Here is a 25,481-nt window from a genome sequence, read left to right on the forward strand (position 1 = left end):
GAGGTCGCCAGGGCTCACCTCGGCGACCCTGTCTCCGCCGGCCACGACGCTGCCTTCTGCTCGCCACACAGGTGACAGGGTATGCGGGGGGTCTTGCGCAACCCTGCAAGCTCCCCGAGTTTCGCGGTATTGCCGACACGCCGGATGATCAGCCGTTCCTCCCCAGGCCCCCGCGGCGCCGCCGATGTCCACAGCCGGGGCGGGCCGGGGTCGGCTCCCGAGCGCCGCGCCAGGATGGTGTCATGACCACCGCCGCCCGGTACCGCATCCACCCCTCGCCCGTCGGCGACATCCTCATCGTCGCCGCGGGCGATGCGCTCGTCACGCTGCATCCGATGCGGGCCGACGCCGACCACGAGCTCGCCCACGTCGCCGCGGCGCTCGGGTCCGCTCCCCTCCCGGTGGGCGACAGTCCGGGTGGTGACGGTCCGGTGGGCGACGGTCCGGTGGGCGATGGGACGGATGCCGGGGGCGAGGGTGACGTGACCGCGACCGCGGCCGCGCAGCTCGACGAGTACTTCGCCGGGCAGCGGCGGGCGTTCGACCTGCCGCTGGACTGGCGACTCGTGCGCGGGTTCACGCGGGCGGCGCTCGAGGCGGTGTGCGAGATCCCCTACGCCGAGACGGCGGGCTACGGCGAGGTCGCGATCCTCGCCGGAAGCCCCCGTGCGGCGCGGGCGGTCGGCACGGCGTGCGCGACGACGCCGTTCTCGATCGTGGTGCCGGTGCACCGGGTGGTGCGCGCCGACGGGTCGCTCGGCGAGTACGGCGGCCAGCCCGAGGTCAAGCGGTTCCTCGTCGACCTCGAGCGCGCACACGCGTAGCGGCCCGGGGGAACACCCTCCCCCGGGCCGCTGCGTGATCTCACCCGAAGGTCAGTGGTGCGTGGCCTTCTCTGCGCCGAAGCCGGTGAGCGAGCGCACCTCCATCTCGGCGGCCTTGCGGCGGTCCTCCTGACCGCGCGAGACGACCGAGCCGAGCCAGCCGAGGAAGAACCCGAGCGGGATCGACACGATGCCGGGGTTGCTCAGCGGCCAGATCGCCACGCCGGTGTCCTTGAAGACACTGGTCGGGGTGCCCCAGAAGACCGGCGAGAGCAGGATGAGGATGACCGCTGCGGCCAGTCCGCCGTACATGCTCCACACCGCGCCGCGCGTGGTGAACCGGCGCCAGAACAGCGAGTAGATGATCGTCGGCAGGTTCGCCGATGCCGCCACCGCGAACGCCAGCGCCACCAGGAACGCCACGTTCTGTCCCTGCACGCCGATGCCGCCGAGGATCGCCAGGATGCCGATCACGATCACCGTGCGACGGGCGACCTTGACCTCGCCGTCGGGCGGGACGTTCCCCTTCTTCAGCACGTTCGCATAGATGTCGTGCGCGAACGACGCGGCCGCGGTGATGGTGAGGCCGGCGACGACCGCGAGGATCGTCGCGAACGCCACCGCCGAGATGAACCCGAGCAGCACCGGTCCGCCGAGGGCGAGGGCCAGCAGCGGCGCGGCGGAGTTCACGCCGCCCGGAGCCGCCTTGATCGTCTCGGAGCCGACCAGCGCCGCGGCACCGTAGCCGAGCACGAGCGTCAGCAGGTAGAAGAGGCCGATCAGCCAGATCGCCCACACCACCGATCGACGCGCCTCCTTGGCGGTCGGCACCGTGTAGAAGCGCATCAGCACGTGAGGCAGACCCGCGGTTCCGAGCACGAGTGCGATGGCGAGCGAGATGAAGTCCAACGGGTTCGCGCCGTACTGCAGGCCCGGGCCGAGGATGGCCTCCTGCGGATCGGTGGTCGAGGCGGCGACCGCGGCCCCCAGCAGGTTGTCGAGGCTGAAGCCGTGCAGCGCCAGCACCCAGATCGTCATCGCCAGCGCGCCGCCGATGAGCAGGAACGCCTTGACGATCTGCACCCACGTGGTGCCCTTCATACCGCCGATGAGCACGTAGACGATCATGAGGATGCCGACCACGGCCACCACGATCGACTGGCCGATGGCCTCGTTGATGCCCAGCAGCAGCGAGACGAGCCCGCCGGCGCCGGCCATCTGGGCGAGCAGGTAGAAGAAGCACACCGCGAGCGTGGTGATGGCCGCAGCCATGCGCACCGGCCGCTCCTTCAGACGGAAGGACAGCACGTCGGCCATCGTGAACTTGCCGGTGTTGCGCATGAGCTCGGCCACCAGCAGCAGGGCGACGAGCCACGCGACGAGGAAGCCGATCGAGTACAGGAACCCGTCGTACCCGTTGATCGCGATCGCGCCGACGATGCCGAGGAAGGATGCCGCGCTCAGGTAGTCGCCCGAGATGGCGAATCCGTTCTGCGGCCCCGTGAACGAGCGGCCCGCGGCGTAGTAGTCGGCGGCGGACTTGTTGTCGCGGCTGGCGCGGATGACGATGAACAGCGTCACCGCGACGAAGGCCCCGAAGATCGAGATGTTCAGGACGGGGTTGTTCTCCACTGTCTGCACGGCCGCGTGGACCGCTCCGAAGACGTCGTTCATGCGTTGCCCTCCCGCGCCTCGAGCTCGTCGCGGATCTCTGAGCTGATGGGGTCGAGCGTCCGGTTGGCGTACCAGACGTAGGTCATCGTGATCGCGAACGTCGTCACGAATTGGCCCAGTCCGAGCAGCAGACCGACGGTGATGTTGCCCCACACCTGCTCGGCCATGAAGTCGCGGGCGAACGACGACAGCAGCACGTAGGTGAAGTACCAGACGAGGAACGCGATCGCCATCGGGAAGACGAACCCGCGCTGACGGCGCTTGAGTTCGACGAACCGGGGCGACTCCTCCACCGCGACGTAGTCGATGTCGCCGGGTGGGGCGGTATCGATCCGGGGATCGGACATGTGGCCTCCTTGCCTCATGGGAGCGCTCCATCGCGCTCGATCGTTCTCTCCACGCACCGTGTGCAGACGGGGGCGGGCAGGCCCACCCCCGGTGGTATGGTCGACGCTACGAAATGCGGCATGGATGCCGTCACCCCCGGAAGTAGGTAGTGCGTGGACGCGCGAGCCGAACACGACAGCGACACCCGCGCCGTGTCGCGCGCCGTGTCGGAACTGGCCCGCCGCACCCGCTTCCCCATCGCCTTCGGCGGACTCGCCCAGGGCGGCGCGATCCACGTCAGCTCCATCGTCGGCGCACGCACCCGCAGCCTCGACGGCCTCGTCGTGCAGGAGACGCGCGGCCTCGGCGGGCGCGCGTTCGCCGAGAAGCGCCCGCGCCTGGCGCTGGACTACCGCACGTCCCGCTCGATCACCCACGACTACGACGGGCAGGTGCTGTCGGAGGGCATCGCGACGCTCTTCGCCGTGCCGGTGCTGGTGTCGGGGCGCTCCCGCGGTGTCCTCTACTGCGGATCGTGGGGGCAGGCCGGGGTCGGCGACGTCGTCGCCCGGCCCGCGTTCGCCGTCGCCGAAGAGCTCGCGACCGAGCTGCGGGTCGGCGAAGAGGTGCGGCGACGCCTGGCGACGATGCCGCCGCCCGCAACCTCCGACGCCATGGCGCCCGCGATGCAGGAGGAGCTGCGCGAGAGCTTCGCCGAGCTGCGCAGCATCGCCTCCACCGTCACCGACACCGCTGTCCGCGAGCGTCTCACCAAGCTCGAGCAGCGCCTCGCCGCCCTGTCCCGCCCAGCGGGTCCGGCCGCCGAGTTCGACGTCCGGCTCTCACCGCGCGAACTGGATGTGCTGGCGTGCGCGGCGCTCGGCGCGACGAACGCCGAGATCGCCGCCGAGCTGAACCTGCGCGAAGGCACGGTCAAGTCGTACCTGCAGTCGGCGATGGGCAAGCTCGAGGCGTCGACCCGGCACGCCGCCGTCGCGAAGGCGCGTCGCGCCGGCATCCTGCCCTGACGCACGACCCGCATCCATAGCCGGCGCATAACGGCGGGCGATCGCGCACTGAAGCGCGGTGCGTATCCATGAGCCATGGACCACGCCTCGCTTCCGACCCCCCCCCCCCCCCCCCTCCCGACACCACCCTCCCGAACCCCGCGCCCGGGCCCGCCGCGCCCCACGCGAAGCGGCGCACCGCGGTGCTCGCCTCGGGTCTCGCCGTCGCGCTCTCGCTCACCGGCGCGACAGCGTGGGCGGCCGACCGGTTCCTGATCGAGCACGTCGAGATCTCGGACGTCTCGGCGTACGAGGCCGAGAACTCCCCCGTCGAGACCTCGAGCGGAACCGACACCGCGGTCGACACCTCCGAAGCCGTCCTCACCGATACGAGCTACACCAAAGGCGACACCGCGGTGACGATCACCACCGTCACGGAAGGCTCCGGCGACGAGACGGTCACCTACTACGTCGCCGACGTCGTGCTCGGCGACGCCACCGACCTGAGGAGCGCGTTCGCGAAGGATCAGTTCGGCGAGAACATCACCGAGCTCACCAGTGCGATCGCGGCCGACAACGGCGCGGTGTTCGCCGTCAACGGCGATTACTACGGCTTCCGCGACACCGGCATCGTCATCCGCAACGGGGTCGTCTACCGCGACGAGCCCGCGCGGGCGGGACTTGTCTTCTTCACCGACGGCACCGTCGAGGTGTACGACGAGACCGCCACCTCCGCCGACGAGCTCATCGCCGCCGGGGCGTGGAACACGCTGAGCTTCGGTCCCGCGATCGTCGAGGACGCCGCGGTCGTCGCCGGCATCGAGGACGTCGAGGTCGACACGAACTTCGGCAACCACTCGATTCAAGGCGACCAGCCGCGCACTGCGGTCGGGGTCATCGACGACAATCACCTGGTGTTCGTCGTCGTCGACGGGCGCCAGATCGGCTACAGCGCCGGGGTCAGCCTCACCGAGCTCGCCGACATCCTGGTCGATCTCGGCGCGACGACGGCCTACAACCTCGACGGCGGAGGGTCGTCGACGATGTACTTCGACGGCGAGGTCGTCAACAGCCCGTCCAACGGCGGCGAGCGCGCCACCAGCGACATCCTGTACGTGGTCGGGTGACGGCCGTGATCGTTCTCATCCCCGCGCTCGAACCGGACCCCGCCCTCCCCCGGCTCGTCCGCGAGCTGCTGGCCGCAGACCCCGACCTCGACGTGTGGGTGGTCGACGACGGCAGCCCGACAGATTCGGGGCCGGTCTTCGAGGCCGCCCGCACCGCCGGGGCCACCGTGCTGCGCCACGGACGCAACCTCGGCAAAGGTGCGGCGCTCAAGACCGGGCTCGCCGCGATCGCTTGCGCGCATCCGACCGACGACGTCGTCACCGCCGACGCCGACGGCCAGCACACGGTCGCCGACATCTTGCGGATCGTCGACGGGCTGCGCGAAGACGCGGCCCGCGAGGCTCCAGCGCTGATCCTCGGATGCCGGGGCTTCACCGGCCGGGTCCCGCTGCGCAGTCGGGCCGGGAACACGCTGGCACGCGCGACCTTCCGGCTCGCGGCGGGGTGGGCGCTGAGCGATACGCAGACCGGCCTGCGCGGCATCCCGGCATCCGTCATCGCGTGGATGCTGAGCGTGCCGGGCGAGCGCTTCGAGTACGAGCAGAACGTGCTGCTGCGAAGCCGGCGTGCCGGCATCCGGGCGCGCGAACTGCGGATCGAGACGGTCTATCTCGACCACAACGCCGGCAGCCACTTCCGCCCCGTCGTGGATTCGGTGCGCATCGCGATCCCGCTGCTGCTGTTCGCCGTGTCGTCGCTGATGGCGTTCGTCATCGACACCGTCGCGCTGCTGGTCTTCACCGCCGCGACCGGGTCGCTGACGCTCTCGATCGTCGCAGCGCGGGTGCTCAGCGCGTCGGTGAACTTCGCCGTGAACCGTCGGGTCGTGTTCGGCCGGCACGGCGCCGGCCGCACCGGTCAGGCGGTGCGGTACGCCGTGCTCGCGCTGGTGCTGCTGGCGTCGAACGTGGTGTGGATGCAGGCCCTCACCGGGTACGGCGTGCCGCTCATCATGGCGAAGGTCGCGACCGAGGCGGTGCTGTTCGTCACCAGCTACGGCGTGCAGCGCGGTTTCGTCTTCGGGCGCGGCGCGGAACTCGTAACCGCGCCAGAGGCCCGCCATAGGAACCCCATAGCGAGCCGCACTCGAATGGAATCAGACGCCTTCGACTTCGGGAGACACCCATGACATCCACCACCTTCCTGCTGATCGGGATCGACCTGATCGCCGCCGTGATCCTCAGCCTCGGCCTGTACTACCGCCGCCACCACCGTCGTGACCTGGTCGTCGCCTTCCTCGGCGTGAACGTCGGCGTGATGGCCGTCGCCGCCGTCCTCGGCACCGCCGAGGTCGCGCTGGGGCTCGGGCTGGGACTGTTCGGCGTGCTGTCGATCATCCGGCTGCGCTCGTCCGAGATCTCGCAGCGCGAAGTGGCCTACTACTTCGCGGCCCTCGCGACCGGGCTCATCTGCGGCCTGCCCACGACCGACCCGTGGCCCGTGGTCGCGCTGGTCTCACTCATCCTCGCCGTGCTGTGGGCGGCTGATCACCCCCGGATGCTGGCGCGCAGCCGCCACCAGATTGTGCGGCTCGACCGTGCGATCACCGATGAGGACGACATGCGGGCCGAGCTCGAGCGCCGGCTGTCGAGCGGGGGCACGTCCGGCGGGGGCGTGTCAGGCATGGCCACGTCCGGTGCGGGCGCGTCCCGAGAAGGCGTGGGCACCTCAGGAAGAAGCACCGTGGCGACCGTCACGTCGCTGACCGTGCAGGACCTCGACTTCGTGAACGACACCACGCTCGTCGACGTGCGCTACCGCGTCGGCGGCGCGGGGCGGCCGACCGCGCGGGCCGCCACGACTCGCCCGACCGGCGCCCGTGGCGGCGCCATGGTGGGAGCAGCCCGATGAGCGCCCTCGACCGCTTCGACTGCGTGAGCCTCGACGAGCTGGTGACCGAGGCCGCGCTGCTGACCCGCATCGACCGCAAGTACGTTCTGCCGCGCGCGGCCGCCGAGAACCTGCTGGCCCGCATGGACCCGCAGACGCGGGTGCTCGAGATCGACGGTGCGCGCCGGTTCTCGTATGAGTCGGTCTACTTCGACACCCCCGACCTCCTGAGCTTCCACATGGCCGCGCAGCCCCGGCGGCGCCGGTTCAAGCTGCGCACCCGCAGCTACCTCGACACCGGGTCGGCGTTCCTCGAGATCAAGACCCGCGGTGCGCGCGGCGCGACCGTGAAGGAGCGCGGCGCCTACGACCCCGCGGACGCCGCAGGGCTCACCGTCACCGCCCGCACCGAGGTCGCGGCCGCGCTCGAGGCGATCGGCGTGGCCGGTGAACGCGCCGACCACCTCGAGGCCACGCTGGTCACCCGCTATCGGCGCGCGACGCTCCTGGCTCCCGACGGCGTCGGCCGCGCCACCGTCGACACCGACCTGCAGTGGGCGGCGCCCGACGGCAACGGGTTCGCCCTGCCCAACCTCGCGATCGTCGAGACGAAGTCGGGCGCTGCGGCATCCGTCGTCGACCGTGCGCTGTGGCGCGCGGGCGTCCGCCCCGCGACCGTCAGCAAGTACGCCACCGGGCTCGCAGCGCTGCACCCGCAACTCCCCCGCAACCGCTGGGCCCGCCTGCTGCGCGGCCCGTTCGCGCCCGACCGTCGCGCGCCCCTCGACACCGGCGCCCGCACCTCTACTCACGCCCACATCACCGACACCCGGAACACTCACCAAGAAATGGAGGACGCATCATGCTCCGCCGCCGCCTGACCCGCCGCATCTCCCTGGCCGCCATCCCCCTCACCCTCACCGCCGTCGTCCTCGCCGGCTGCGCCGTGCAGTCCGCCGACGCGGCCTCCACGTCGTCGGGAACGACGAGCACCTCCACCGAGTCCAGCGAAACCGCCACCGCCGTGGTGGTCGACTCCGACCTCGACGCCGACGCGGTGCTCGCCGCGAACGCCGATTACACGGTCGTGAACGACGACGAGTGGTCTGAGAGCGACGCCGTCGACGTGACCCTCACCGGTTCGTCTGCGGCATCCGATTCCGACGCCGTCGAGATCGACGGCTCGACCGTCACGATCACGTCGGCCGGTGTGTACCGGCTGAGCGGTGCGCTCGACGGCTCGGTGGTCGTGGCTGCCGAGGACGACGCCCAGGTCGTGCTCATTCTCGACGACGCCGACATCTCGGCATCCGATGGGCCTGCGATCACCGTGCAGACGGCCGACGATGTTGCGCTCGTGCTGGCCGACGGGTCATCGAACGCGGTGTCGGACACCGATGCCTACGCCGACGACGCCGATGCGAACGCCGCGATCTACAGCGACGCCGACCTGACGATCTCGGGCACCGGGTCGCTGACGGTGTCGGGCAACGGCAACGACGGCATCACCTCGACCGACGACCTCGTGGTGCTGTCGGGTGACATCACCGTCGAGGCCGTCGACGACGGTCTGCGCGGCAAGGACGCGCTCGTCGTGCGCGACGGCACGGTCACCGTCGACGCCGGCGGTGACGCGCTCAAGAGCGACCAGGCAGACGACGCCGCACAGGGTTTCGTGCTCATCGAGGGCGGCGCCGTGTCGCTCACGAGCGGTGACGACGGGATCGCGGCCGCCACCGACGTCGTCATCACCGGCGGCACGGTCGACATCACCGCCGGCGCCGGAACCGCAGCGGATGCCGGGGCGAAGGGAGTGGCGGCCGGTGTCGTCGCCGCACTCGACGGCGGTGAGGTCGCAATCGACGCTGCCGACGACGCCCTGCATTCGGACGGCTCGGTCGGGCTCGGCGGCGCGACCGTCACCGTGGACGCCGGCGACGACGGCGTCCACGCCGAGCAGACGCTCGAGATCCGTGACGGCGTCGTGACCGTCGCCTCGTCGGTCGAGGGTCTCGAGGCGGCCGACATCGCCCTCTCGGGCGGCACGGTCGACGTGACCGCGAGCGACGACGGCGTCAACGCCGCCAGCGGCACGGGCACCCAGGGCGGCGGCATGGGCGGCGGCGGCGAGGCCGACAGCGGTGAGACGCTCGTGATCTCGGGCGGCACCGTCGGTGTCACCGGCGGCGGCGACGGCCTGGACTCCAACGGCACGATCACCATCACCGGTGGCGTCGTGTCGGTGTCGGGTCCGACCGGCGGCGGCGAGGGCGCGATCGACGCTAACGGCGCGGTGACGCTCGACGGCGGCACCGTCCAGGTCGGCGGCAGCTCGACCGGCACCCTGTCGGGCGCGCAGGCGTTCGTCTCGGCTTCGGTGAGCGGGTCGACCGGCGACACGGTCGAGATCGCGGATGCCGCCGGCACGGTCGTGGGCACCTTCGAACTGCCCGCATCGTTCGCTTCGGTGATCTTCAGCGACGCCGCGATCGTCGACGGTGGGACCTACACGATCACGGTCAACGGGGGCAGCTCGGTCTCCGCGACGGCGGGTGAGCAGGTCGCGACCGGCGGCCCCGGTGGCGGCGGAATGGCCGGCCCCGGAGGCGGGCGTCCGTGACGCGGAACGTCTGAATTAACCCCTTCACTCGCCGAATTGTCACGGGGATCCGGAATATCGGATTCCTCGTGACAATTCGGCGTAGTGTGAGCGATATGGCTCGCAGAATCGTGCATCAGCTCGTCGATGACATCGACGGCACCGTCCTCGAAATCGGAGAGGGCGAAACCGTGACCTTCTCGTTGGACGGCACCGCCTACGAGATCGACCTCACCACCGAGCACGCCGGGGAATTCCGCGAGACCCTCGGTCGCTACATCGACGCCGCACGGTCCGTTTCGTCGGCTCGCGGCTCCTCGGGCGGCGCCGGTTCGGCCGCCCGCAAACGTCGTCGCACCGGACAGCAGGATTACAGCGCCGTGCGCGAATGGGCCAAGGCGAATGGACATTCCGTTTCGGAGCGCGGCCGGGTTCCGGCATCCGTTCTCGAGGCGTACGAAGCCGCGCACTGACGACCTTTTCCTGAGCCCTTTCGGCGCGGATCCCGAACCTCCGTATTCGGTGGGAATGGATGCCGATGGTGGGTCACAGGTTGCATGCTGCTCGGATTCTCGGAATCGTGGCCGGTCCGCACGATCCGAATCCGAAGGAGAACAGCATGCTTACGCTGACCCAGACCGCCGCTGAGGCTGTGAAGTCGATCGTCGCCAACGTCCCGCAGGCCGAGGACGGCGGTATCCGCATTCGTGACACCGGTCCGCAGACCGGTTTCGAGCTGAGCGTCGCTCCGACGCCCGAGCCCGATGACACCGTCGTCGTCACCGACGGCGCGCGCGTGTTCCTCAATGCGCCCGCCGCGCAGGCACTCGATGACCGGGTGCTGGATGCCGAGATGGTGCAGGACGGTTCCGTCCGGTTCGCCCTCGCCACCCAGGGCTGACACGCTCTTCACGAAGGCCGACCCCGCTGCGGGGTCGGCCTTCGTCGTTCCCAGGGACGGGTCGGCGGGTCGGTCATCGTAATCAACCCGGGTTGATTGCGTAACCCCCTGTGCTTCACGGGCGGGCTCGAACTAGCGTCGTGACTTCCCAATGGTGCTTGCCTTCCTCGCCAGGCCGGCCAGCCCCGAAAGGAAACACCCCCATGTTGCAACGAAGCAAAGCCACCGCAGCCGGAGTCGCCATCGTCCTCGCCTCGGCGTTCGGCATCATCCCCGCCACTGCGGCATCCGCAGCTCCACCAGCCGCTTCCCCCGCGGCCGTGCAGCAAGTGGCAGCCTCAGCACTCGACGTGACCGGCGAAGGATTCGTGGGTGAGATCAGCGACCTCACCGTCAGCGTCGTCGACGGTGCTCTCCAGCTCACCGGAACGATCGAAGGCGTCTTGGACGGCCAGGCGATCGACGCCACGTCGTTCACCACAGTGATCGAGAGCGTTCAGGCGAGTGCGTCCTGCACGATCCTCGATCTGGACCTCGGACCCCTCGACCTCGACCTGCTGGGTCTGGTCGTCGAGCTCGATGAGGTCAACCTCGACATCACCGCCGTTCCCGGTGCGGGGAACCTGCTCGGCAACCTGCTCTGCGCTGTCGCAGGGCTGCTCGACCGCGGCGGCCCCCTGACGGCGATCAGCGCGCTGCTGAACCGCCTGCTGACGGGTATCGGCCTGTAAGCCCAGCCGCCTAGATGGAAAGGCCGGCCCTCCGCGAAGCTGGGGCCGGCCTTTCTCTGCGTGCGGGATCGTTGCGATGGCCGAATCCGACGCCGGGTGAGCCGTCGGCCGGTCGGTGAGGACCCTAGATGTGCGCCATTTGAGGCGTCGCTCACGCGTGATGCCCCTGGAGGGACTCGAATCCGAAAATGCGCGTTTTGGCTAGCTACATCTAACGACAAGATCCGCGGATTTACGCGGGTTTTCGAGAGTTCGACCGCATCGCGAAGCATGCAGAAACACCCAGCTTCAGATGCAATGCGGGCAAACTGCGGGCAAGAAACCCGCGGTTTTCCGGGGCTAGATGGGGCATTCTCGAGATTGATTGTGCCCGTAGACGTCAACGCCGCAAAGGTTGAGCACATTGATCAACCTTTGACTACTCATGCCTTCAAAAGGAGAGATCCCCTGATTGCCCGTGAGCCGCTCCGGTGCCAGCACGCACTGAGGGAGCGTCGAGACTCGAGGCTCAGCGGCCGATCGACGGACCGGATGAACCTGGGCCAACGACGGGGCCCGTCGCCTGCTCGCGCAACTGCTGTTCACGGGCCTGAACGTAGACCTCGCGCCCCGTTTCCTCATCGACGAGACCGGCGACGCGAGCACGATTCATCATTCGCGTCGCCGTGCTGATGCTGACACCGAGCTCCCCTGAGACGAGCTTGAGCGGTGCGTAGTTGATCACCGACCCGAGACGGTACAGCCTGACCGCCTCACGCAGATTCTGCTCCTCAGAGCGCCCTTCCTCCGCACGCAGGCGAGTGAAGTACTCGTCGTACGACTCGGGGTCGCCGCCCTGACGGTCGATGCGAACGACGTGAGCCGCCGCCCACTGCACGATCGCTTGCACGCGGATATCGCGCAGCAGGGTCGTGGTCACCTCGTCCCCGAGCCCACTCCGATCCACCCGCACCGACTCAGCCACCGCGCGCCGCAGTGTCGGGTCGTACACGATGCGCGCATGAACGGCACCCGGGATGTCAGGAAGGCCGGTCACGACCGCGCCCCACGAGCGGGGAACGTGGATGCCGTCCCCCGCATCGATGGACTCGGCGTCGACCTGTTCGATGACGAGTTTGGGCATGGTCCGAGTGTGTCAGTCCAACCTTCTCTGAGCAAGCGATGACATCGGGCATTCATGGGTGTACAGTGCGTGAGCAAGTGATGTCATTAGTTGCCCACCAAAGGAGAACGTCATGAGTACGTCACCAACCTCACTCGCACTGACTATGAAGGACGCCGCGAAACTCGTGGGCGTGGACTACCGCACGATCAAGCTTGGGATCGAGAACGGGACCATCCCAACCGTCCAACTTGGTCCGCGACGAATGATCCCCCGGGTTCCGCTGCTGCGCGCATTCGGCGTCGACGTCTGAACAACCGGCGGCTCAAGGAACGGAAGCCGCCCGTTTGCTCGGGATCCGTAAACGGGCAATGCGCGAGAGAGGTGGGTCGCGGGCATGGCCTGTGCGTGCTCGATTGAGGTTCCCAAACAAGCGACCCATGACGCCCGGCATGTTGGTGGAGCTTCCCGGCAAAGTGCCAGATGGGTGGCTCTGATCCTCCGCGTCGAGATCGGGATGGCCACCTTCCCGGGTTCGGTGTGGACTGCGATGGCCTGCTCACCGGAGTGCGGCGGTCGGCACCGACCCATTCGTCGTGCTGTGCCGATATGTTCGGACTGAACTGAACACTTCGAAACGAGGGGACGGATGGTTAGTCAATACACATGGATGCCGAGTGGTTTTAGCGCAAGCCTCACGGGAGGGGGCATCTCCGGCACCTGGATCAAGTCGGACGCATCGATCTGCCAGGGATTCGTCGACTATGTCGCCGATAAGCGCTTCGTGATCGACGACGTCCGTGATGAGATCAGCGACCATGTGTTGGCGTCCGTGCAGAAGGTAAGGGAGTACTCGGTCCAGTCGATGCACCTTCCACGAAGCAAGACTGCCCGGCAATCCATGAAGAAGGTCGCTGACGCCTGTCGCGATTATGTGCGTGGTGCGACCCCCAACGCCGACCAGGAGACCCTCGACGTCGCGCTGCAGGCGCTGCGAAAGCGGATCGGTTCGGAGCTCGTCGCACTCGTAACCAAGTACTCCCTCGACTGCGATCTGGATCTCTCGCGCTATACCGAGGACGGCGTCGAGGTGCTTGAGCGATGGATGCGAGAGGAGCCCTACGAAGTCGAATAGGCCGAACGAGGGCGATCAAGGCTTCACTGCACTGATCAAGACCGGTGCGATCGCGGTGGCATCTACCTGGCGGCAGGATCCATAAACGGGCATTGCCCGCTGAGCGGGCCGCTTCGTTCAAGCCAGGTCGGATATGACCTGTTCCATCAGCATTCCTTTCGCCTCCAGTCCGACTTCGAGGTCGATAGTCCCGGCTAGAACTGGGAGAGCATCGCTTTGCGAGCATTCTCGACGTTCATGTTCCCCGGTATCGGCCACAGACTTGCTCCGCTCACCATTGGAATCAGGCTCGGGCTCAAAGGATGCTGATGCTCGCTGACCATCGATTCCCCGACGATGCGACCGGTGCCAGCGAGCAGATCAGCCACTTGGACCCGGGGATCCTCTTTCGAGTCGACGAGCCGAACGTCAGTTAGTTCGCAAGCCAAACCTTGTCGCGAAGGGGCAACGCCCTCCGGGTGGGAAAGGAACTGCTTCACCCATTCGATCTTCACCGGGGTCAGTTCTTTGGTCGCATCGTGGACCACTTCAACCGGCCTCCCTGAGATCGACCCCCAAGAGCGCACCGTCGCCCCGACCGCGGCGATGAGTGGATCCATCGTGCGAAGCCGTTCCTCACCGCCCTCGCCAAGCTGCAACTTCGACAGCGATCCCAGATGGCGTAAGCCAGCGAAGACCGTCCCTAACACGTCGCGCACGACGGCGTCCTTATCGGACAAGAGAGTCACCATGCTTCTGATCAGGTGCGCCAGCTCCTCGTGCGCGTGAACGGCGTCCTTGGCGCGCATGAAGCGCTGGAACGTCATCAGGAGCCTGTCCCACGCCGTCCCGTAGCTTTGCGGCGCAAGGAAGAACAGTAGGTTCGCGCCAGCCAAGGCGGCGCCAGTCTCGTAGATGTCGTCCCCAAGTTCGTGCGCGAGTTCTTCCGCCGTCGAGTCGAACAGCTTCGAAACCACGAAGTATTTCTTGTGGGTGAGGTGCACGGATGCGCATCCTTCGAGCGAAGGATGCGACAGAAGCCACTTCGCCGTGGCCTGATGCCTTGGCTGAAGGATCGTCTTCGATTTCAGCTCCGTGGTCTGGCTGCGCGTGCGCCCACGGATTTCATCCATCAACGCGGCAGCATCGTCTGGGGCTACGGTCACGCTGGCATGAGCAAAGACCGTCGACCGCCCCGAGAGCAGGTTCTCGCCGTCGTTGCCGGATTCATCACAGGCCACCACCAGGGGTGCAGTCGCGGTCACAGGGAGTCCGTCTCACGTCGATTCAGCTCGAGGACACCATCTTTGTCGATCACGAGCCACACCGACTGGCTCACGCTGCGACAGTCGCCGAATGGTTCGGCGGACACGACCAGTGTTCATATTGCTCCACCTTGGATCCGGGTGCGGATGCTGGTTCGGATGTCGCCGGTGCGCACGCCGAGATCCCCCAGGTGCTGGCGCATCTGCTGGAAGACGGGAGCGTCGCCTTGATCGTCGGCGATCGTTAGGACGGCGGCGAACTCGACGCCGGCGTCGGGGAATTGTTCTTCGGCACGGGTTAGGTATTCAACGAGGAACCGCCAGTCAGACCGGATGCCGCGGCCGCGCATACGCGGCGTCTCGAAGCTCTTCACGACCTGCCATTTCGAGGCTTCCTGCAACAACTCCCGCTCGTTCCGCGGGGCTTTCAGGGCTGCTGGACGGTTGACCGGCTTTAGTGCGTTCTTGAACCGTGGGTCGCCGTCCGGGCCGTCCTCTTGCTGTTGCATTAGTTTCGCGTCGATGTTGACCCGAACCCGCTCGTCTCCATGCTCGTACGCGAGCACGGGCCGGGCGACAAGAGTGAGGCGCGCGTACCCCCGGCACTTTCCGGACGGATCGACAAGCGCGGCCGGCCAGTTGAAGTCGAGCGTGTGCTGCTCGCCGCTGAGAACGGTGCTGTGTACGACGATGACGATCTCGCTATCCGGCCGCTGTAGCATCGCCGCCGCGGAGGAGGGGAGACCATACCCCGCGAGGTCGCGCGCGAGGGGCAGGACGTTGCGGTGCCGCATGATCGCCGGCATTTGCGCGTAATGGACGAGCAGTGCAAGAAGAACCTCGCGCGGAACGTTCCCGTCGATGGATTGGTCGAGGTCGGCGAGCACTCGTGCGACAAGTGGTGCAGCGTAGCTCGTGCCCGCGCCAGTGGTTTGCACGCCATCTACGTCGATGCTCATTAGGCCATGCCCACGCCTGGAGTCCGGGGTGCCGGATCCGCCCACGTGAGCGAAGTCTGGTTTCGTTGCGCCCCGAAGTCCAGGTCCGCGGCGACTGTACCGGGCAAGAGCATAAGGCACCTGCCCGTTCAGGTCAGGTGGGTTGAGCGCACTGACGGACAGATTGAACAGGCTTTCGGCTGGCTCGTTGATGAGGCCGGTCGAGTCACCGATAAGCGTGGCGACGGCCGCGGCTGTGTCGCTGGGCCACTCCGATCGTTGCTCGGCGGGTGCGAGGTTGCCTGCCGAGATGACGAAGATGACATCATGATCGCGGGCGATCTGATCGAGGCGACGGGCCGCGTAGCCGTAGCGAGCACTGTCGCCGGGGCCCACGAAATTGAGGCTGAAGTTGAATACGCGCACCCCGAGTCGTGATCGGTAGTCGCTTACTGCTGATTCGACCTCGTCCAAGAAGTCAATCACGCCATTGGGGTAGTAGCGTTCGAACGCCTGATTGGTGCCGGCCGGATCTGCGGGGAGCACATCGATATCCACGACTTCACAGCCGGAGGGCACACTACTGAGGTAGTGGGGGTTGAGATCGCCGCATGCCACGAGCAGCCCGGAGATGAACGTGCCGTGGGCTTCGTCTCTGTCCTCTGAGGACAGCTGGTCCCAGCGGTCGATCACCCAGGCGTCAGCTGTCTGCGATACACCTCCGTCGATCACTCCGACCCTCGCCACCACCTCATCCCCGCGGTCCGGCAGGCCAGGAGCGAGAAGTTCGTTCGTGGGGATCGTCTTGGCCTTGTCTGCCTGGGCAATAGGCGGGAGCGTGATGTCCCGTACGAGCGTGGATTCCTCGAGAGCACGAAGCACCGCCTCGTGCCGGTCCGCGGAGGCGGTCCGTAGTACGGCCGAGCCGACGTGGCTACCTACGGCTGTGGCGAGGAGCCCGAGTTGCAGGACCGAGTCGCGCCCCTCGTCGAGGAGCCCCACGGTGACAACGCGACCCGAGCCGCGGCCGAGTGCTGCGCGAGCACGAGCATCCACCGCCAGCCGTGAAAGGCGGGTGTGGAGGGCGCGTGCGGCGACCTGCTCAGCCGCGATGAGGTTGGGTTCGGCCCCGTAACCGGCGAGGGGGAAGAAGTTGACGATGTACTGTCCGCCGGTACCTGCACGGCTCAGCCATTCCGCCCCCTCGACGGCGCTGAAGGAGCGCTTGTCAGCCGCCGTCCACAGTTCGATTGCAGCGATGGCTGAAAGTTCGCAACGTAGGCGCGTGGGGTTGGGTTTAACCTCGCTAGTTGCTTTGTCGGTCTTCGTCGGCACCTCGGTGGGTGCTGTGGCGACGAGATCTGCGATTCGCTCGAGTGCGGCGGCAGTGACGGCGTAGATGGGTTCGCCGATACGTGCCGTTGCGACATGGGGCGCGATCTTCTCTCTAAACACGGCCCGCTGGGGGCGGTGGCTCTTCGCGATCGCCCGAAGTCGCATGGTGACCCTGATGTGGACGGCATCGCCGTTCTCGCGCTGCCATGCGGCGCTACGCACAGTCGAGATCACGTCACGAAGTGATGCCGCGAGGAAGTCCCGGTGCGCGGCGAAGCCGGTGTCATCGCCTGCAAAGAAGTCATCACCGGCTTTCCCCGGACGGTTCTTCTCGCGTGGCGTGCGCAGCCGGTGCGGGTTGGTAACTACCTGTACGGGCTCATTCGGCATGAATGTGGTTCCCTTCCGCAAACTCGCTCACCCGGCGGCTGACGGTCTTGGTGCTAACGCCGGTCAGGAAGGCGATCTCGGACTGTTGAAAGCGGATATCGGTCGACGTCGCGAGCGCCTGCATGAGTGACGTCTCGTCGAGCCTGATCCTGGGTTTAGTGGCGCCGTCCCTGGCCGTCGTGGATGCAGCGAGCGGGCTGATGGTCGTGACCGGGGCAGTTGTCCGCTCGGCGAGGATCGAACGTTTGCGGTATCGGTCGACGAGAGTGATCAGCTCCGAACCCGAGTAGCCCTCGGAGATCCAGGCGACGAACTTCGCTTCAGTCGTGAGGTCCTTCATGGAGGCCTTGGCTATCTCGAGTCGTTCAAGCGCGGTGGGCAGCGGGGTTGCCAACTGCACTTCGAACCGTCGCCAGACGGCCGGGTCGAGGAGCGCGTGGTGGTTTGTGATGCCGATCGTGATTCCGGTGTCGGCGCGGGTGTCGATGTTCTGCAGAAGTGTGTTGACCACGCGCTTGATTTCGCCGACTTCGTTCGGGTCGTCGCGGAGCTTGGCGATGGCGTCGAACTCGTCGAGGATCAAAACGCACTCGTACCGTTGGGCGAAGTCAAAAAGTGCGCCCAGGTTGCGTGCGGTGGTACCAAGGAAGGAACTGATGAGCCCGTCCAGCCGGGCAACCACTGCGGGCAGGCCAAGGTCTCGAGCCAGCCACAGCGCGAGGCTTGTCTTTCCAGTACCGGGTGGGCCATAGATCAGGCAGCTGAGTGCGGGCCGCATCCCCGCGTCGGCCAGCCGCTCGTGGTTCTCCCACTCCATACGCAGGCCGTCCACTGATGCCGCGAAGTCCGCGGGGAAGACTGGTCGGGTCGCCACGTTCTCGTCAGGAAACACCACGGTCGCCAGCGGAGCAGACGTCTCGCGGTCGACGGGCACGCGTACACCCCGCCTCATCCGTTCCCCAGCGCTGCTCTTCGTCAGCCGACTGGGCGTGAGCGTCTTGGTTGCAGACTCGCTACGGAGCATGCGCGTGAGAGCAGCGGCATCCTTGTCGTCCGCCTTCTCCAGTGCGGCGGCCAACCGCTCGACCTGGTGGCGCACAGTGTCATCGCCTTGTGCGAGCGCGACTCGAACCAGAGACTTGACGACAGCGAAGTGTTCCATGCAGACAGGTTAGCGGCTAGTTCGGACACTGACTGCCCTTGGATAGACAGTTTTCAACTCAGAGAGGACGAATATCTCGTGCTGAGTGACTCTTCCGTGACGCCAGCGGGTCGTGAGCGTGCGCAGAGGTCGTCGCATGGCGAAGATGGTTCGTGCCATCGACGCCGCAACTAGTCAGTCAGTTCGGTGTTTGCATGATCCGCTCACTCGACGCGTCGCGCCGGCGTGACCGTCGGTCGTTCGATCAGCGTTCGCTGACCGGTCCATTAATGTTCGTCAGCTCACATGCTTCACGAATTCCAAGATTGTGTGCCAAGGTCGCGACATGGAAGTACTTGCCGTCGTGTTGTCGGGCGCCGCAGTGGTGATTGCAATGCTCAGCGCATTGTTCACTCGGCAACAAGTTGTAGTCGCGAAGGCAAGCACTCGCGCGCAGTCATTACTATCTGTCGTCGACTATTTGCAGCGGACGGAGATCCGTGAGGCGCGACGAACTGTTCTGACGACGCTCGTTGGGCATCCTCTGGATAAGTGGACTCAAGAGGAGCGCGGGATAGCCTCGACGGTGGCTGCTTCCTACGATCTGGTCGGCACTCTGCTCCGCGACGCCGTTATTCCGCCGCGACCAATCCTCGAAAGCTACGGTGCCAGCATCATTCGCTGCCATGAGGTGTGCCGGCCGATGGTTGAGGAGTTCCGGCAAGGCATGTCGGCCGAGCTCGCGCGGTCGTATTGGGACGACTTCGACTGGCTCGCGATCGAGGCGGCAAGGACACTCGGCCATAGTGGGTCCCCCAGCCGGGGCGGTGTCATCGACGCTTCTGAGCCTGAGGCGGGTGAAGGAACTCGAAGGGCGTGAAGAGGGCCCTGCGCAGTGGGCCCTCCTGCGTAGCCCTACCGCGGGAGCCAGCGCCCGTCCTTTGGCGTGCGCAAGCCGGTCCTCCATGAGGGGGCGAAGAGCTGGAGCAAAGGGACTGTTTACCCACCGGCCGGGCCCGGATAACCAGCACGAGATCATGCCCGATGAGCACCCGCGAAACGATCGCAGCTACATCCCCATCCCCTGCCCCGCACTCGGCGCCCCAGCAACCGGCCCCGTCCAAAGCGCCGAGTCCCGGGCCCGCGCCGCGCGCTGCATCTCCGCCTGAGCCGCACGCACGGCATCCTGCATAGTCAGCTCCGGTGTGCCGCGCTGCATCGACTCGGCGAGGCGCTCGCGGGCGGCGGCATCCGACCGCGCGACCACGATGGCGACATTGTGCACCCGCCCGCGAGTGAGGCCCACATACAGGCCGGCTGCGTCCACATCCGGCCCGACCACCGACGCATCGGCTGTGTCGCCTTGAACGCCATGCACCGTCGATGCGTAGGCGAGCTGCAGGTGCGCCCGCGCATACTCGGTAGTCACTCGCCGCAACTCGCCGCTGTCGCTAACCGACACAAGATCAACGAAGTCATCATGGATGCCACGCACGGTCCACTGCGCACGATTCTCAACGCCCGTGAGTTGATCATTACGGCGGGTCTGGACGGTGTCACCGACGAGGATGCGCTGCTCCCCCATCCCCCACGCGAGCACGCCAGGATCAAGCTCGCCGTGATCGACTCGCCGCTGCTGTATGGCGTCGTTGATGGCATCAGCCTCAGCGTTGGTACCGGAAACCAGCGTCACCCGCTTGCCGCGCGCGTGCCACGCGAAGTACGCGTCGATCATCCGCTCGCGGGCTGCATCATTATGATCGACCCGCTCGACGTGACCGCGTTCCGTCAGCTCACCTGCAACCGCCATCGCATCCTCACGATCGCTCGCATGGCGCAGGCGCAGCGTCAGAGCCGCGTACTCGGGGTCACGGAACCGATGCACCGTATCGAGCTCAACTGCGGCATTTGCATGTCGGATCGCTGAACCCATCGCGCCGGAGTGTCCTACGGGCAGCGCCTGGTGCGGGTCCCCGACGAGCGCGAGCCCCACACCCTGTTCGATCGCGAGGTCAGCGAGGACGTTTGCGGTCAACAGGTCGATCATGCCCGCTTCATCGACCACGATCCGATCGCCAAACCGCAACACGTACTGCGTCGGCCCGCCATATGCGACACCCGTGCTGGGGTCGACCTCCCCCAGCCGCAGTCGTGTCCACGCCTTTCCGCCAGCCTCATCGGGACCCCACCGGTAGCCGTGGTCCGCGAGTAGCGCATGGATACTGGATGCCGCCGCCCCGACCTCGCGAGACGCCACTGTCGCCGCTTTCCGGGTGGGTGCGACCACGAGCATCCGCCGCTGCTGCGCCCGCAGCGCTGCGAACGCGGCACGCAACATCGTCGTCTTGCCTGTGCCGGCGGGGCCGGTGACTGTGACAAGCCCGTCAGTTCCGGCGATGGCGCAGGCGGCAACCCCTTGGGACGCATCCAGTGTCGAGATGTCTTCGTCGGGCGCCAACCCAAACAACTCATTCGGTAGGAGCGAGCGCCCCGGCTGGGCGAGCACGTCGAGGCGTCCGGCTAGGCGTATCTTCGTGCGGACTGTGTCGGTGGCCATGTAGGCCTTTACGTGCGCGGGCGGCACCTCCGCAACGAGCTGCCAAACGGCTTTCGCAGCGCGAGTTGTGATGTCGGCGATCACGGGTTCGATCTGGGAGCGCTCGGCAACGATGCCCGTCCGTGATAGTGCGCGTACCGCGCCGGCGCGGATGTCGAAGTCGCTGAATCGCCCGCCGCTTGAAGTCGATCTCTCGTCCGCGTCAACGACCGCCGCGGCAGCGAGCAGGTCCAGATCAAGTGCGCGCAGGTCTGTTGCAGCGACGGCGACAGGCGCCCGCGGGGCGATCAGGCTCGGATCGATTGCCGCGATCTCATCGCGGACGCGCGACTCCCATGCCATCTCTTCGAGGTCGGCGGGCTTGTTTGGTCGCGCTACCGCCCACGCGCGCCGGTCGACCTGTTGCAGCACCTCTGCGCTCGGCGCCGATCCCCCGTTTGCCTTCGACCACTCCGCGATCATGCGCGTGCGGTTCGCCTCGATCTGCGCCGATCGACGTGAGAGCGGGCGGACGGCGCGGGCGAGTTCAGTGATCTCTCCCGTGTCGTCGAGTGTGTACCCGTGGCGAGCGAGCGCGGCGATCCACGCGGGGTCTGTGCGGGCCGTGAGCTCCCCCTCGGCATTGACGACGGTGTGCAGCTTCATCGCGACCCGCGAGTCGACGTTCGACCATTTGCCGTCCGCGCCGAGCACCTTGATGTTCAGCCAGAGGTGGCGGTGGATATGCGGGTCGAGCGCTCTGGAACGGCGGTGCTGCAGCTCGACGACCTCGATGCGCGTGATCTCCTCGCGGACGAGCCCACCATGCCCGCGCCGCGCGTTGAGCTCGTTCTGCCAAGTGAGAAGGATGCGCTCCCGGAGCCGGTCTTGCAGTGCCTCGAACTCCGCGGCGAGCTCGGGATGCAGTAGCGCCGCGATGCTGTACGACTTCGGGTGATTGAGCGTCCCGTCGAGCACCAAGTCCGCATCAGGGCTCAGCCGCTGGTGGCCTCGCCCCTCCCCCGTAATCGGGTCGTGCCCGGTGAGCCAAACGCGAAGACCCCCAGCCGTCAGTTGGTCAGTAGTGATGACACCGTGCTCGACGACGAATCGAGAGACGGTTGAATCGGATGCCGCGCCATACGCCTCGAGCGCTTCGACGCCCGTCGGGTGGGGCATGTGTGCGTCGCACGTGCCCGAGAGGACGTACGAGATCGCGTGCCGAACACCTCGGGATTCGACGCCCCTCTTCCACCGCTCCAGACCTCCGCGCATGGCGCCAGAATAGGCTAGGTTTTCGGCCATATCCAGGACTTTTTGTGCGTTGCAGGTTTCTGAAGCAAAGCGGTTTCAAAGGACATCGTCCACTATGGGTGCCTGCGTGCATCGCATCTTTCTCTGCTCCGGTTCTCCTCCTTCCCCTCCTTCTCCTCGTCCTCCCTTCTCGGGCCGTGCTCCGTGACCGGCGTTGGTCCGTCGGGTAGCTAGGCCGGCGTTCGCATCAAACCCGGAGACGTTGGCAGAGCGTCACTCGTGGCCGAGGACTCGATGGATTTCGTGTGGCCGGTGTAAGTCGGTCTACTCGAAGCGACACGAAACCGACCAGGGAGACGCGCGATGTCGGAGTTGATCGATAGTTTGGACCCCATCGAGTGGGAGGGGACCCGCGACCGTGAGTTCCGTGTACGACCGCGTTACCGAAGCGATTGCTGAGGTCATGTTCGACTCGGTCCAAGCTGGGCGCCCCGTCTACACGCTGGCTGACGCCGAGACGATTAGCCGAGTGCTGGACGCTGCTGGAGTTGAAGATTCAACGCTTGAAGGCCTCTCGCAGGTGGTGAGATCGACCTTGCAACTAGACAACGCTGGCGTCTCCACGTTGCACTCGCAGGCGGAAGATGCACGACGCCATCAACGTCATCCGCTTGAAACCCCGCCCGCCCTCCCGTTGCTGGTCGTGCTTTCGATCGCGGCCGAGAAGATGCACGCCGACGGAAACCTTGCCGCGCACAACTACTACTCACGGCTTTACGGGATATTGGGCATTCCGGCGACGGAGTCGCACCGGTTCGAAAGGGACTACCGGCGCACCGCTGAACTGCTGTGGGGGTCCCTGAACTCCTGGCTTGAGGCTTGGGAGGGCGAGCGTGGAATCCCGACCGCCTACGCGGTCGGAGGCCACGCTTTCATCGGGCTGCCGATGTCTCAGGCGGTTGTTCGACAACACGATCGTGACGGCCTCCACGAGCTCTTTGCGATGGAGGGCATGACGCCGGGTCTGCGTATCTCCCCGGACGACATGAGCCGCGCGATGGATCCATATGCGACGGCCATGCCGAGCCTTCCCCTCAGTTCGCACCTTGCCCGTCTCTGGCGCCTTTCGACCGCCAGGGAGCGGATCGTCGAAGCTGCTTGTCTTGAACTCGAGGCATGGGATGGTTCCGGGATCGAACGCATCGCGGCTATGCGCCCCGTTGCCACCACACGCCTGCTCGCATTCCTTCGGACTTTTCCGCGCAAGTCGATGGAGTTCAACCTGATGCTTCCGTACCGCTCGGAAGGGCCAGATATCGCCCGATTCAATCTTGCTGACGGTGAGTCGATCGTTCCGACCGTCGCCGGGCCAGGTGGCTCAACGCGGCTCTCTGGCGTTGAGGGGGTTAGCGCGACATCGCTCGTAGCAGATCAACTGACGGGGAAGTTCGGGGATGATGACAGCCGTCCCTTCGGTCGCCGACCGACGCGAGTCGCTGCGCTCCGATGGGATGACCTCCAGGGGGCCTTTGTGGAGATCGAGCGCATCTCGCTCGGTGAGGACAGCATCGTCCTTGCGAGTTCGGATGCGCGCCAGCGGGTAGAGGCCCACCTCGCCGCGCACGCTCGGCCCGGATGGCAGGATCTCGCCGACCTGCCTGGAACACCGGAAGGGTGGCTGGTGTACCAACATGTCCAGATCGTCTCCGCCCCAACCGGACAGATGCATCCCGACCTGTTGCCCCTTGCTCCACGGGCACGCACGAGCCTGACGCTCCGAGGGGGATTCGTGCTCCCTGGACTGCTCCGCAAGTGGTCTGTGATGGAGCCCCCCGAGGCCGTTGCTCTCGCCGCTGGGGCGTCCTCAGTTAGTCTCCGCGTGTACCGCGGCACACGAATCGACCCTGCCGAGGTCATCGTCGAATCTGATCAACCCGGCGAACTTGCTGTTCTCCCGCTCCGGGACGGTGGCCTATCTGATGGCGAGTATGTTGTCGCGATGTTCGTCGACGATGCGGTCAAGCCGTCGTCGACGGCGCTGCTCCGTCTGCGATCGGCGCGTACACCACAGTTCAGGGTCGAGGACGTTGACATTCGCCTGGTCTACTCGCCGGACTATTCGCCACGCTGGCCGCTTACCGCCGGCCCTCCCGAATGGCCGAGTCATGTGAATGGCCCGAAGATCGTCGGCCTCGAGTCAGGTCGCGATGGAGACGCAACTCCCATGCGGGAGTTCGTTCCGCGGGCGCGAAGCGCCACCAAGGCAGCGCCGGTCAAGACTCGCGTGGGCATCCCAATGGCGAGCGACTCATGCCTCATTACGGGAATGCATCGATTCCTGCTGCCGCCGGTCCTACCCGGGCAAGCACCCACACGGAGTATCGATGGCGAGTGCACGACTTGCGGTCTTGTGCGTCGTTTCGCGGGTACGCCCTGGGCTGCGAAGAAGAAGGATCGCGGTGCCAAGACGATCCTTCTCCCCGAGATCCCGCCCGTGATCGAATCCGACGGCCCTGACTTCGAGGTTGCGTTCGATGCGCTCAATCACGTCGGGACGGGGTCGTTCGGGGTCTTCGAGCGAATCGCTGCCCAGGTGGAAGGATCGGGCCTGTTTGCCGACTCATTTCTCCGACGCCTCGAGGTCACCGGACACTTGGACGTGGCGAGAGACTGCCATTTTCAGGTGACCGAATGGGCAGTGAACACGTCCACGCTCGTTCCGACGGGTGCCGGGAAGTATGTGCTCGTCGGGTCACGCTCAAGCGCGTTACTGGACCACCTCACTGACCTATTCGGGAGGGCCGCCGTCGTAAGCACGAGCGTCGACGCCGAACTCGCCCGAGTTGAGGTTGTTGGTGACTTGCCGATCGCGACACTGGCTGAGGCCGGCGTCACAGTTCTCGAGAAATCTCCAGCGAGGGCCATCGCACAGGCGCTCCCTCCTCTTAGTGACGTGGGGAGATCGCTCAAGCGCGTCATTGTGCCGACATACAGGTCAGCGGAGTTTTGGGATACGGCCTCCGCGTCGTGGCACCCGACCGAGTCGCTTGCCAGGCTCGGCGCCTACAGGCTCAAAGACTTCGGTTCGACTTACGCGATCCGCACAGGTGGCGACATCGAAAGCGGGACGATCGGATTGGGCAACGCCCAGATTGTGAAGCACATCGCGAACATGTGGGCTGGCGACCCCCTGATCGGCTATCACTCTCGCAGTGGCTCGGTTGTCACGCCGCTCGGCGCGGATCTGCCGTCGTTGTACGGGCGTGCGCTCGCGCTTTGCTCCGGTCGAGCGCCGCGCGAGATCGTCAGTCACCGGATGCTGCAGTACTCCTCGGTGCCGCGATCAGTAGCGGATGTCATCTATGACCGCGTGAGTCGGTGAGCA

At 66.5% G+C, this 25,481-nt stretch carries 21 protein-coding genes; 14 read left to right on the plus strand and 7 right to left on the minus strand.

Annotated features, from left to right (window positions below; translation table 11 throughout):
* Window positions 1-242: 242 nt before the first annotated feature.
* Window positions 243-824: a methylated-DNA--[protein]-cysteine S-methyltransferase gene (locus NFR93_RS05280; RefSeq protein ID WP_251450599.1), complete on the plus strand. Its 582-nt coding sequence runs from the start codon at window positions 243-245 to the stop codon at window positions 822-824.
* Window positions 825-875: 51 nt separating this feature from the next.
* Here NFR93_RS05280 and NFR93_RS05285 read toward each other — a convergent pair whose 3' ends face one another.
* Window positions 876-2,498 carry a monocarboxylic acid transporter gene (locus tag NFR93_RS05285; protein WP_251450600.1) on the minus strand — a complete coding sequence of 541 codons (1,623 nt, stop codon included), beginning with the start codon at window positions 2,496-2,498 and terminating at the stop codon, window positions 876-878.
* On the minus strand, window positions 2,495-2,845 hold the full coding sequence (locus tag NFR93_RS05290; RefSeq protein ID WP_251450601.1) for a DUF485 domain-containing protein: 351 nt from the start codon (window positions 2,843-2,845) through the stop codon (window positions 2,495-2,497). Before NFR93_RS05290 ends, NFR93_RS05285 begins: the two co-directional genes overlap by 4 nt.
* 153 nt (window positions 2,846-2,998) lie before the next feature.
* Here NFR93_RS05290 and NFR93_RS05295 point away from each other — a divergent pair, with 153 nt between their 5' ends.
* From NFR93_RS05295 to NFR93_RS05335, 9 genes are all read left to right on the plus strand, one after another.
* Window positions 2,999-3,853 carry a helix-turn-helix transcriptional regulator gene (locus NFR93_RS05295; RefSeq protein WP_251450602.1) on the plus strand — a complete coding sequence of 285 codons (855 nt, stop codon included), beginning with the start codon at window positions 2,999-3,001 and terminating at the stop codon, window positions 3,851-3,853.
* Between the two features lie 182 nt (window positions 3,854-4,035).
* Window positions 4,036-4,959 carry a phosphodiester glycosidase family protein gene (locus NFR93_RS05300; protein ID WP_251450603.1) on the plus strand — a complete coding sequence of 308 codons (924 nt, stop codon included), beginning with the start codon at window positions 4,036-4,038 and terminating at the stop codon, window positions 4,957-4,959.
* Between the two features lie 5 nt (window positions 4,960-4,964).
* A complete protein-coding gene (locus NFR93_RS05305; RefSeq protein ID WP_251450604.1) occupies window positions 4,965-6,089 on the plus strand; it encodes a bifunctional glycosyltransferase family 2/GtrA family protein in 1,125 nt (374 codons plus the stop codon).
* The gene (locus NFR93_RS05310; protein WP_251450605.1) at window positions 6,086-6,811 is read left to right on the plus strand and encodes a DUF4956 domain-containing protein; all 726 of its coding nucleotides are present in this window, start codon (window positions 6,086-6,088) and stop codon (window positions 6,809-6,811) included. Before NFR93_RS05305 ends, NFR93_RS05310 begins: the two co-directional genes overlap by 4 nt.
* The gene (locus tag NFR93_RS05315; protein WP_251450606.1) at window positions 6,808-7,671 is read left to right on the plus strand and encodes a polyphosphate polymerase domain-containing protein; all 864 of its coding nucleotides are present in this window, start codon (window positions 6,808-6,810) and stop codon (window positions 7,669-7,671) included. The genes NFR93_RS05310 and NFR93_RS05315 overlap by 4 nt, the downstream gene beginning before the upstream one ends.
* Window positions 7,653-9,410 (plus strand): carbohydrate-binding domain-containing protein, encoded by a 1,758-nt coding sequence (locus NFR93_RS05320; RefSeq protein WP_251450607.1) that lies wholly within the window; start codon window positions 7,653-7,655, stop codon window positions 9,408-9,410. The genes NFR93_RS05315 and NFR93_RS05320 overlap by 19 nt, the downstream gene beginning before the upstream one ends.
* Before the next feature lie 95 nt (window positions 9,411-9,505).
* A complete protein-coding gene (locus NFR93_RS05325; protein WP_251450608.1) occupies window positions 9,506-9,862 on the plus strand; it encodes a histone-like nucleoid-structuring protein Lsr2 in 357 nt (118 codons plus the stop codon).
* A 146-nt stretch (window positions 9,863-10,008) separates the two neighbouring features.
* Window positions 10,009-10,290 carry a Fe-S cluster assembly protein HesB gene (locus NFR93_RS05330; protein WP_251450609.1) on the plus strand — a complete coding sequence of 94 codons (282 nt, stop codon included), beginning with the start codon at window positions 10,009-10,011 and terminating at the stop codon, window positions 10,288-10,290.
* A gap of 203 nt (window positions 10,291-10,493) precedes the next feature.
* On the plus strand, window positions 10,494-11,021 hold the full coding sequence (locus NFR93_RS05335) for an ABC transporter substrate-binding protein (RefSeq protein WP_251450610.1): 528 nt from the start codon (window positions 10,494-10,496) through the stop codon (window positions 11,019-11,021).
* 508 nt (window positions 11,022-11,529) lie between these two features.
* On the opposite strand, the gene NFR93_RS05340 is transcribed toward NFR93_RS05335, so the two are convergent.
* A complete protein-coding gene (locus NFR93_RS05340; RefSeq protein WP_251450611.1) occupies window positions 11,530-12,144 on the minus strand; it encodes a hypothetical protein in 615 nt (204 codons plus the stop codon).
* 112 nt (window positions 12,145-12,256) lie between these two features.
* On the opposite strand from NFR93_RS05340, the gene NFR93_RS05345 reads away from it, so the two are divergent.
* Window positions 12,257-12,436 (plus strand): MerR family transcriptional regulator, encoded by a 180-nt coding sequence (locus NFR93_RS05345; protein WP_251450612.1) that lies wholly within the window; start codon window positions 12,257-12,259, stop codon window positions 12,434-12,436.
* A gap of 336 nt (window positions 12,437-12,772) precedes the next feature.
* Window positions 12,773-13,258 (plus strand): DUF6650 family protein, encoded by a 486-nt coding sequence (locus NFR93_RS05350; RefSeq protein ID WP_251450613.1) that lies wholly within the window; start codon window positions 12,773-12,775, stop codon window positions 13,256-13,258.
* 194 nt (window positions 13,259-13,452) lie between these two features.
* Here NFR93_RS05350 and NFR93_RS05355 read toward each other — a convergent pair whose 3' ends face one another.
* From NFR93_RS05355 to NFR93_RS05365, 3 genes are all read right to left on the minus strand, one after another.
* Complete coding sequence (locus tag NFR93_RS05355; RefSeq protein WP_251450614.1) at window positions 13,453-14,502, minus strand: DUF3800 domain-containing protein; 1,050 nt, start codon at window positions 14,500-14,502, stop codon at window positions 13,453-13,455.
* 116 nt (window positions 14,503-14,618) lie between these two features.
* Window positions 14,619-17,165, minus strand: a complete 2,547-nt coding sequence (locus NFR93_RS05360; protein WP_251450615.1) for a S8 family peptidase — start codon at window positions 17,163-17,165, stop codon at window positions 14,619-14,621.
* On the minus strand, window positions 17,155-18,327 hold the full coding sequence (locus NFR93_RS05365; RefSeq protein WP_251450617.1) for an AAA family ATPase: 1,173 nt from the start codon (window positions 18,325-18,327) through the stop codon (window positions 17,155-17,157). The genes NFR93_RS05360 and NFR93_RS05365 overlap by 11 nt, the downstream gene beginning before the upstream one ends.
* Window positions 18,328-18,652: 325 nt before the next feature.
* Here NFR93_RS05365 and NFR93_RS05370 point away from each other — a divergent pair, with 325 nt between their 5' ends.
* Window positions 18,653-19,186 carry a hypothetical protein gene (locus NFR93_RS05370; RefSeq protein WP_251450619.1) on the plus strand — a complete coding sequence of 178 codons (534 nt, stop codon included), beginning with the start codon at window positions 18,653-18,655 and terminating at the stop codon, window positions 19,184-19,186.
* Between the two features lie 189 nt (window positions 19,187-19,375).
* Here the strand turns inward: NFR93_RS05370 and NFR93_RS05375 are convergent, their stop codons facing one another.
* Window positions 19,376-22,117, minus strand: a complete 2,742-nt coding sequence (locus tag NFR93_RS05375) for an AAA family ATPase (protein ID WP_251451515.1) — start codon at window positions 22,115-22,117, stop codon at window positions 19,376-19,378.
* Between the two features lie 406 nt (window positions 22,118-22,523).
* On the opposite strand from NFR93_RS05375, the gene NFR93_RS05380 reads away from it, so the two are divergent.
* Window positions 22,524-25,478, plus strand: coding sequence for a hypothetical protein (locus tag NFR93_RS05380; protein WP_251450621.1), 2,955 nt, complete (start codon window positions 22,524-22,526; stop codon window positions 25,476-25,478).
* Window positions 25,479-25,481 lie beyond the last annotated feature (3 nt).

The sequence above is a fragment of the Microbacterium sp. Marseille-Q6648 genome (assembly GCF_943181415.1).
GTDB lineage: Bacteria > Actinomycetota > Actinomycetes > Actinomycetales > Microbacteriaceae > Microbacterium.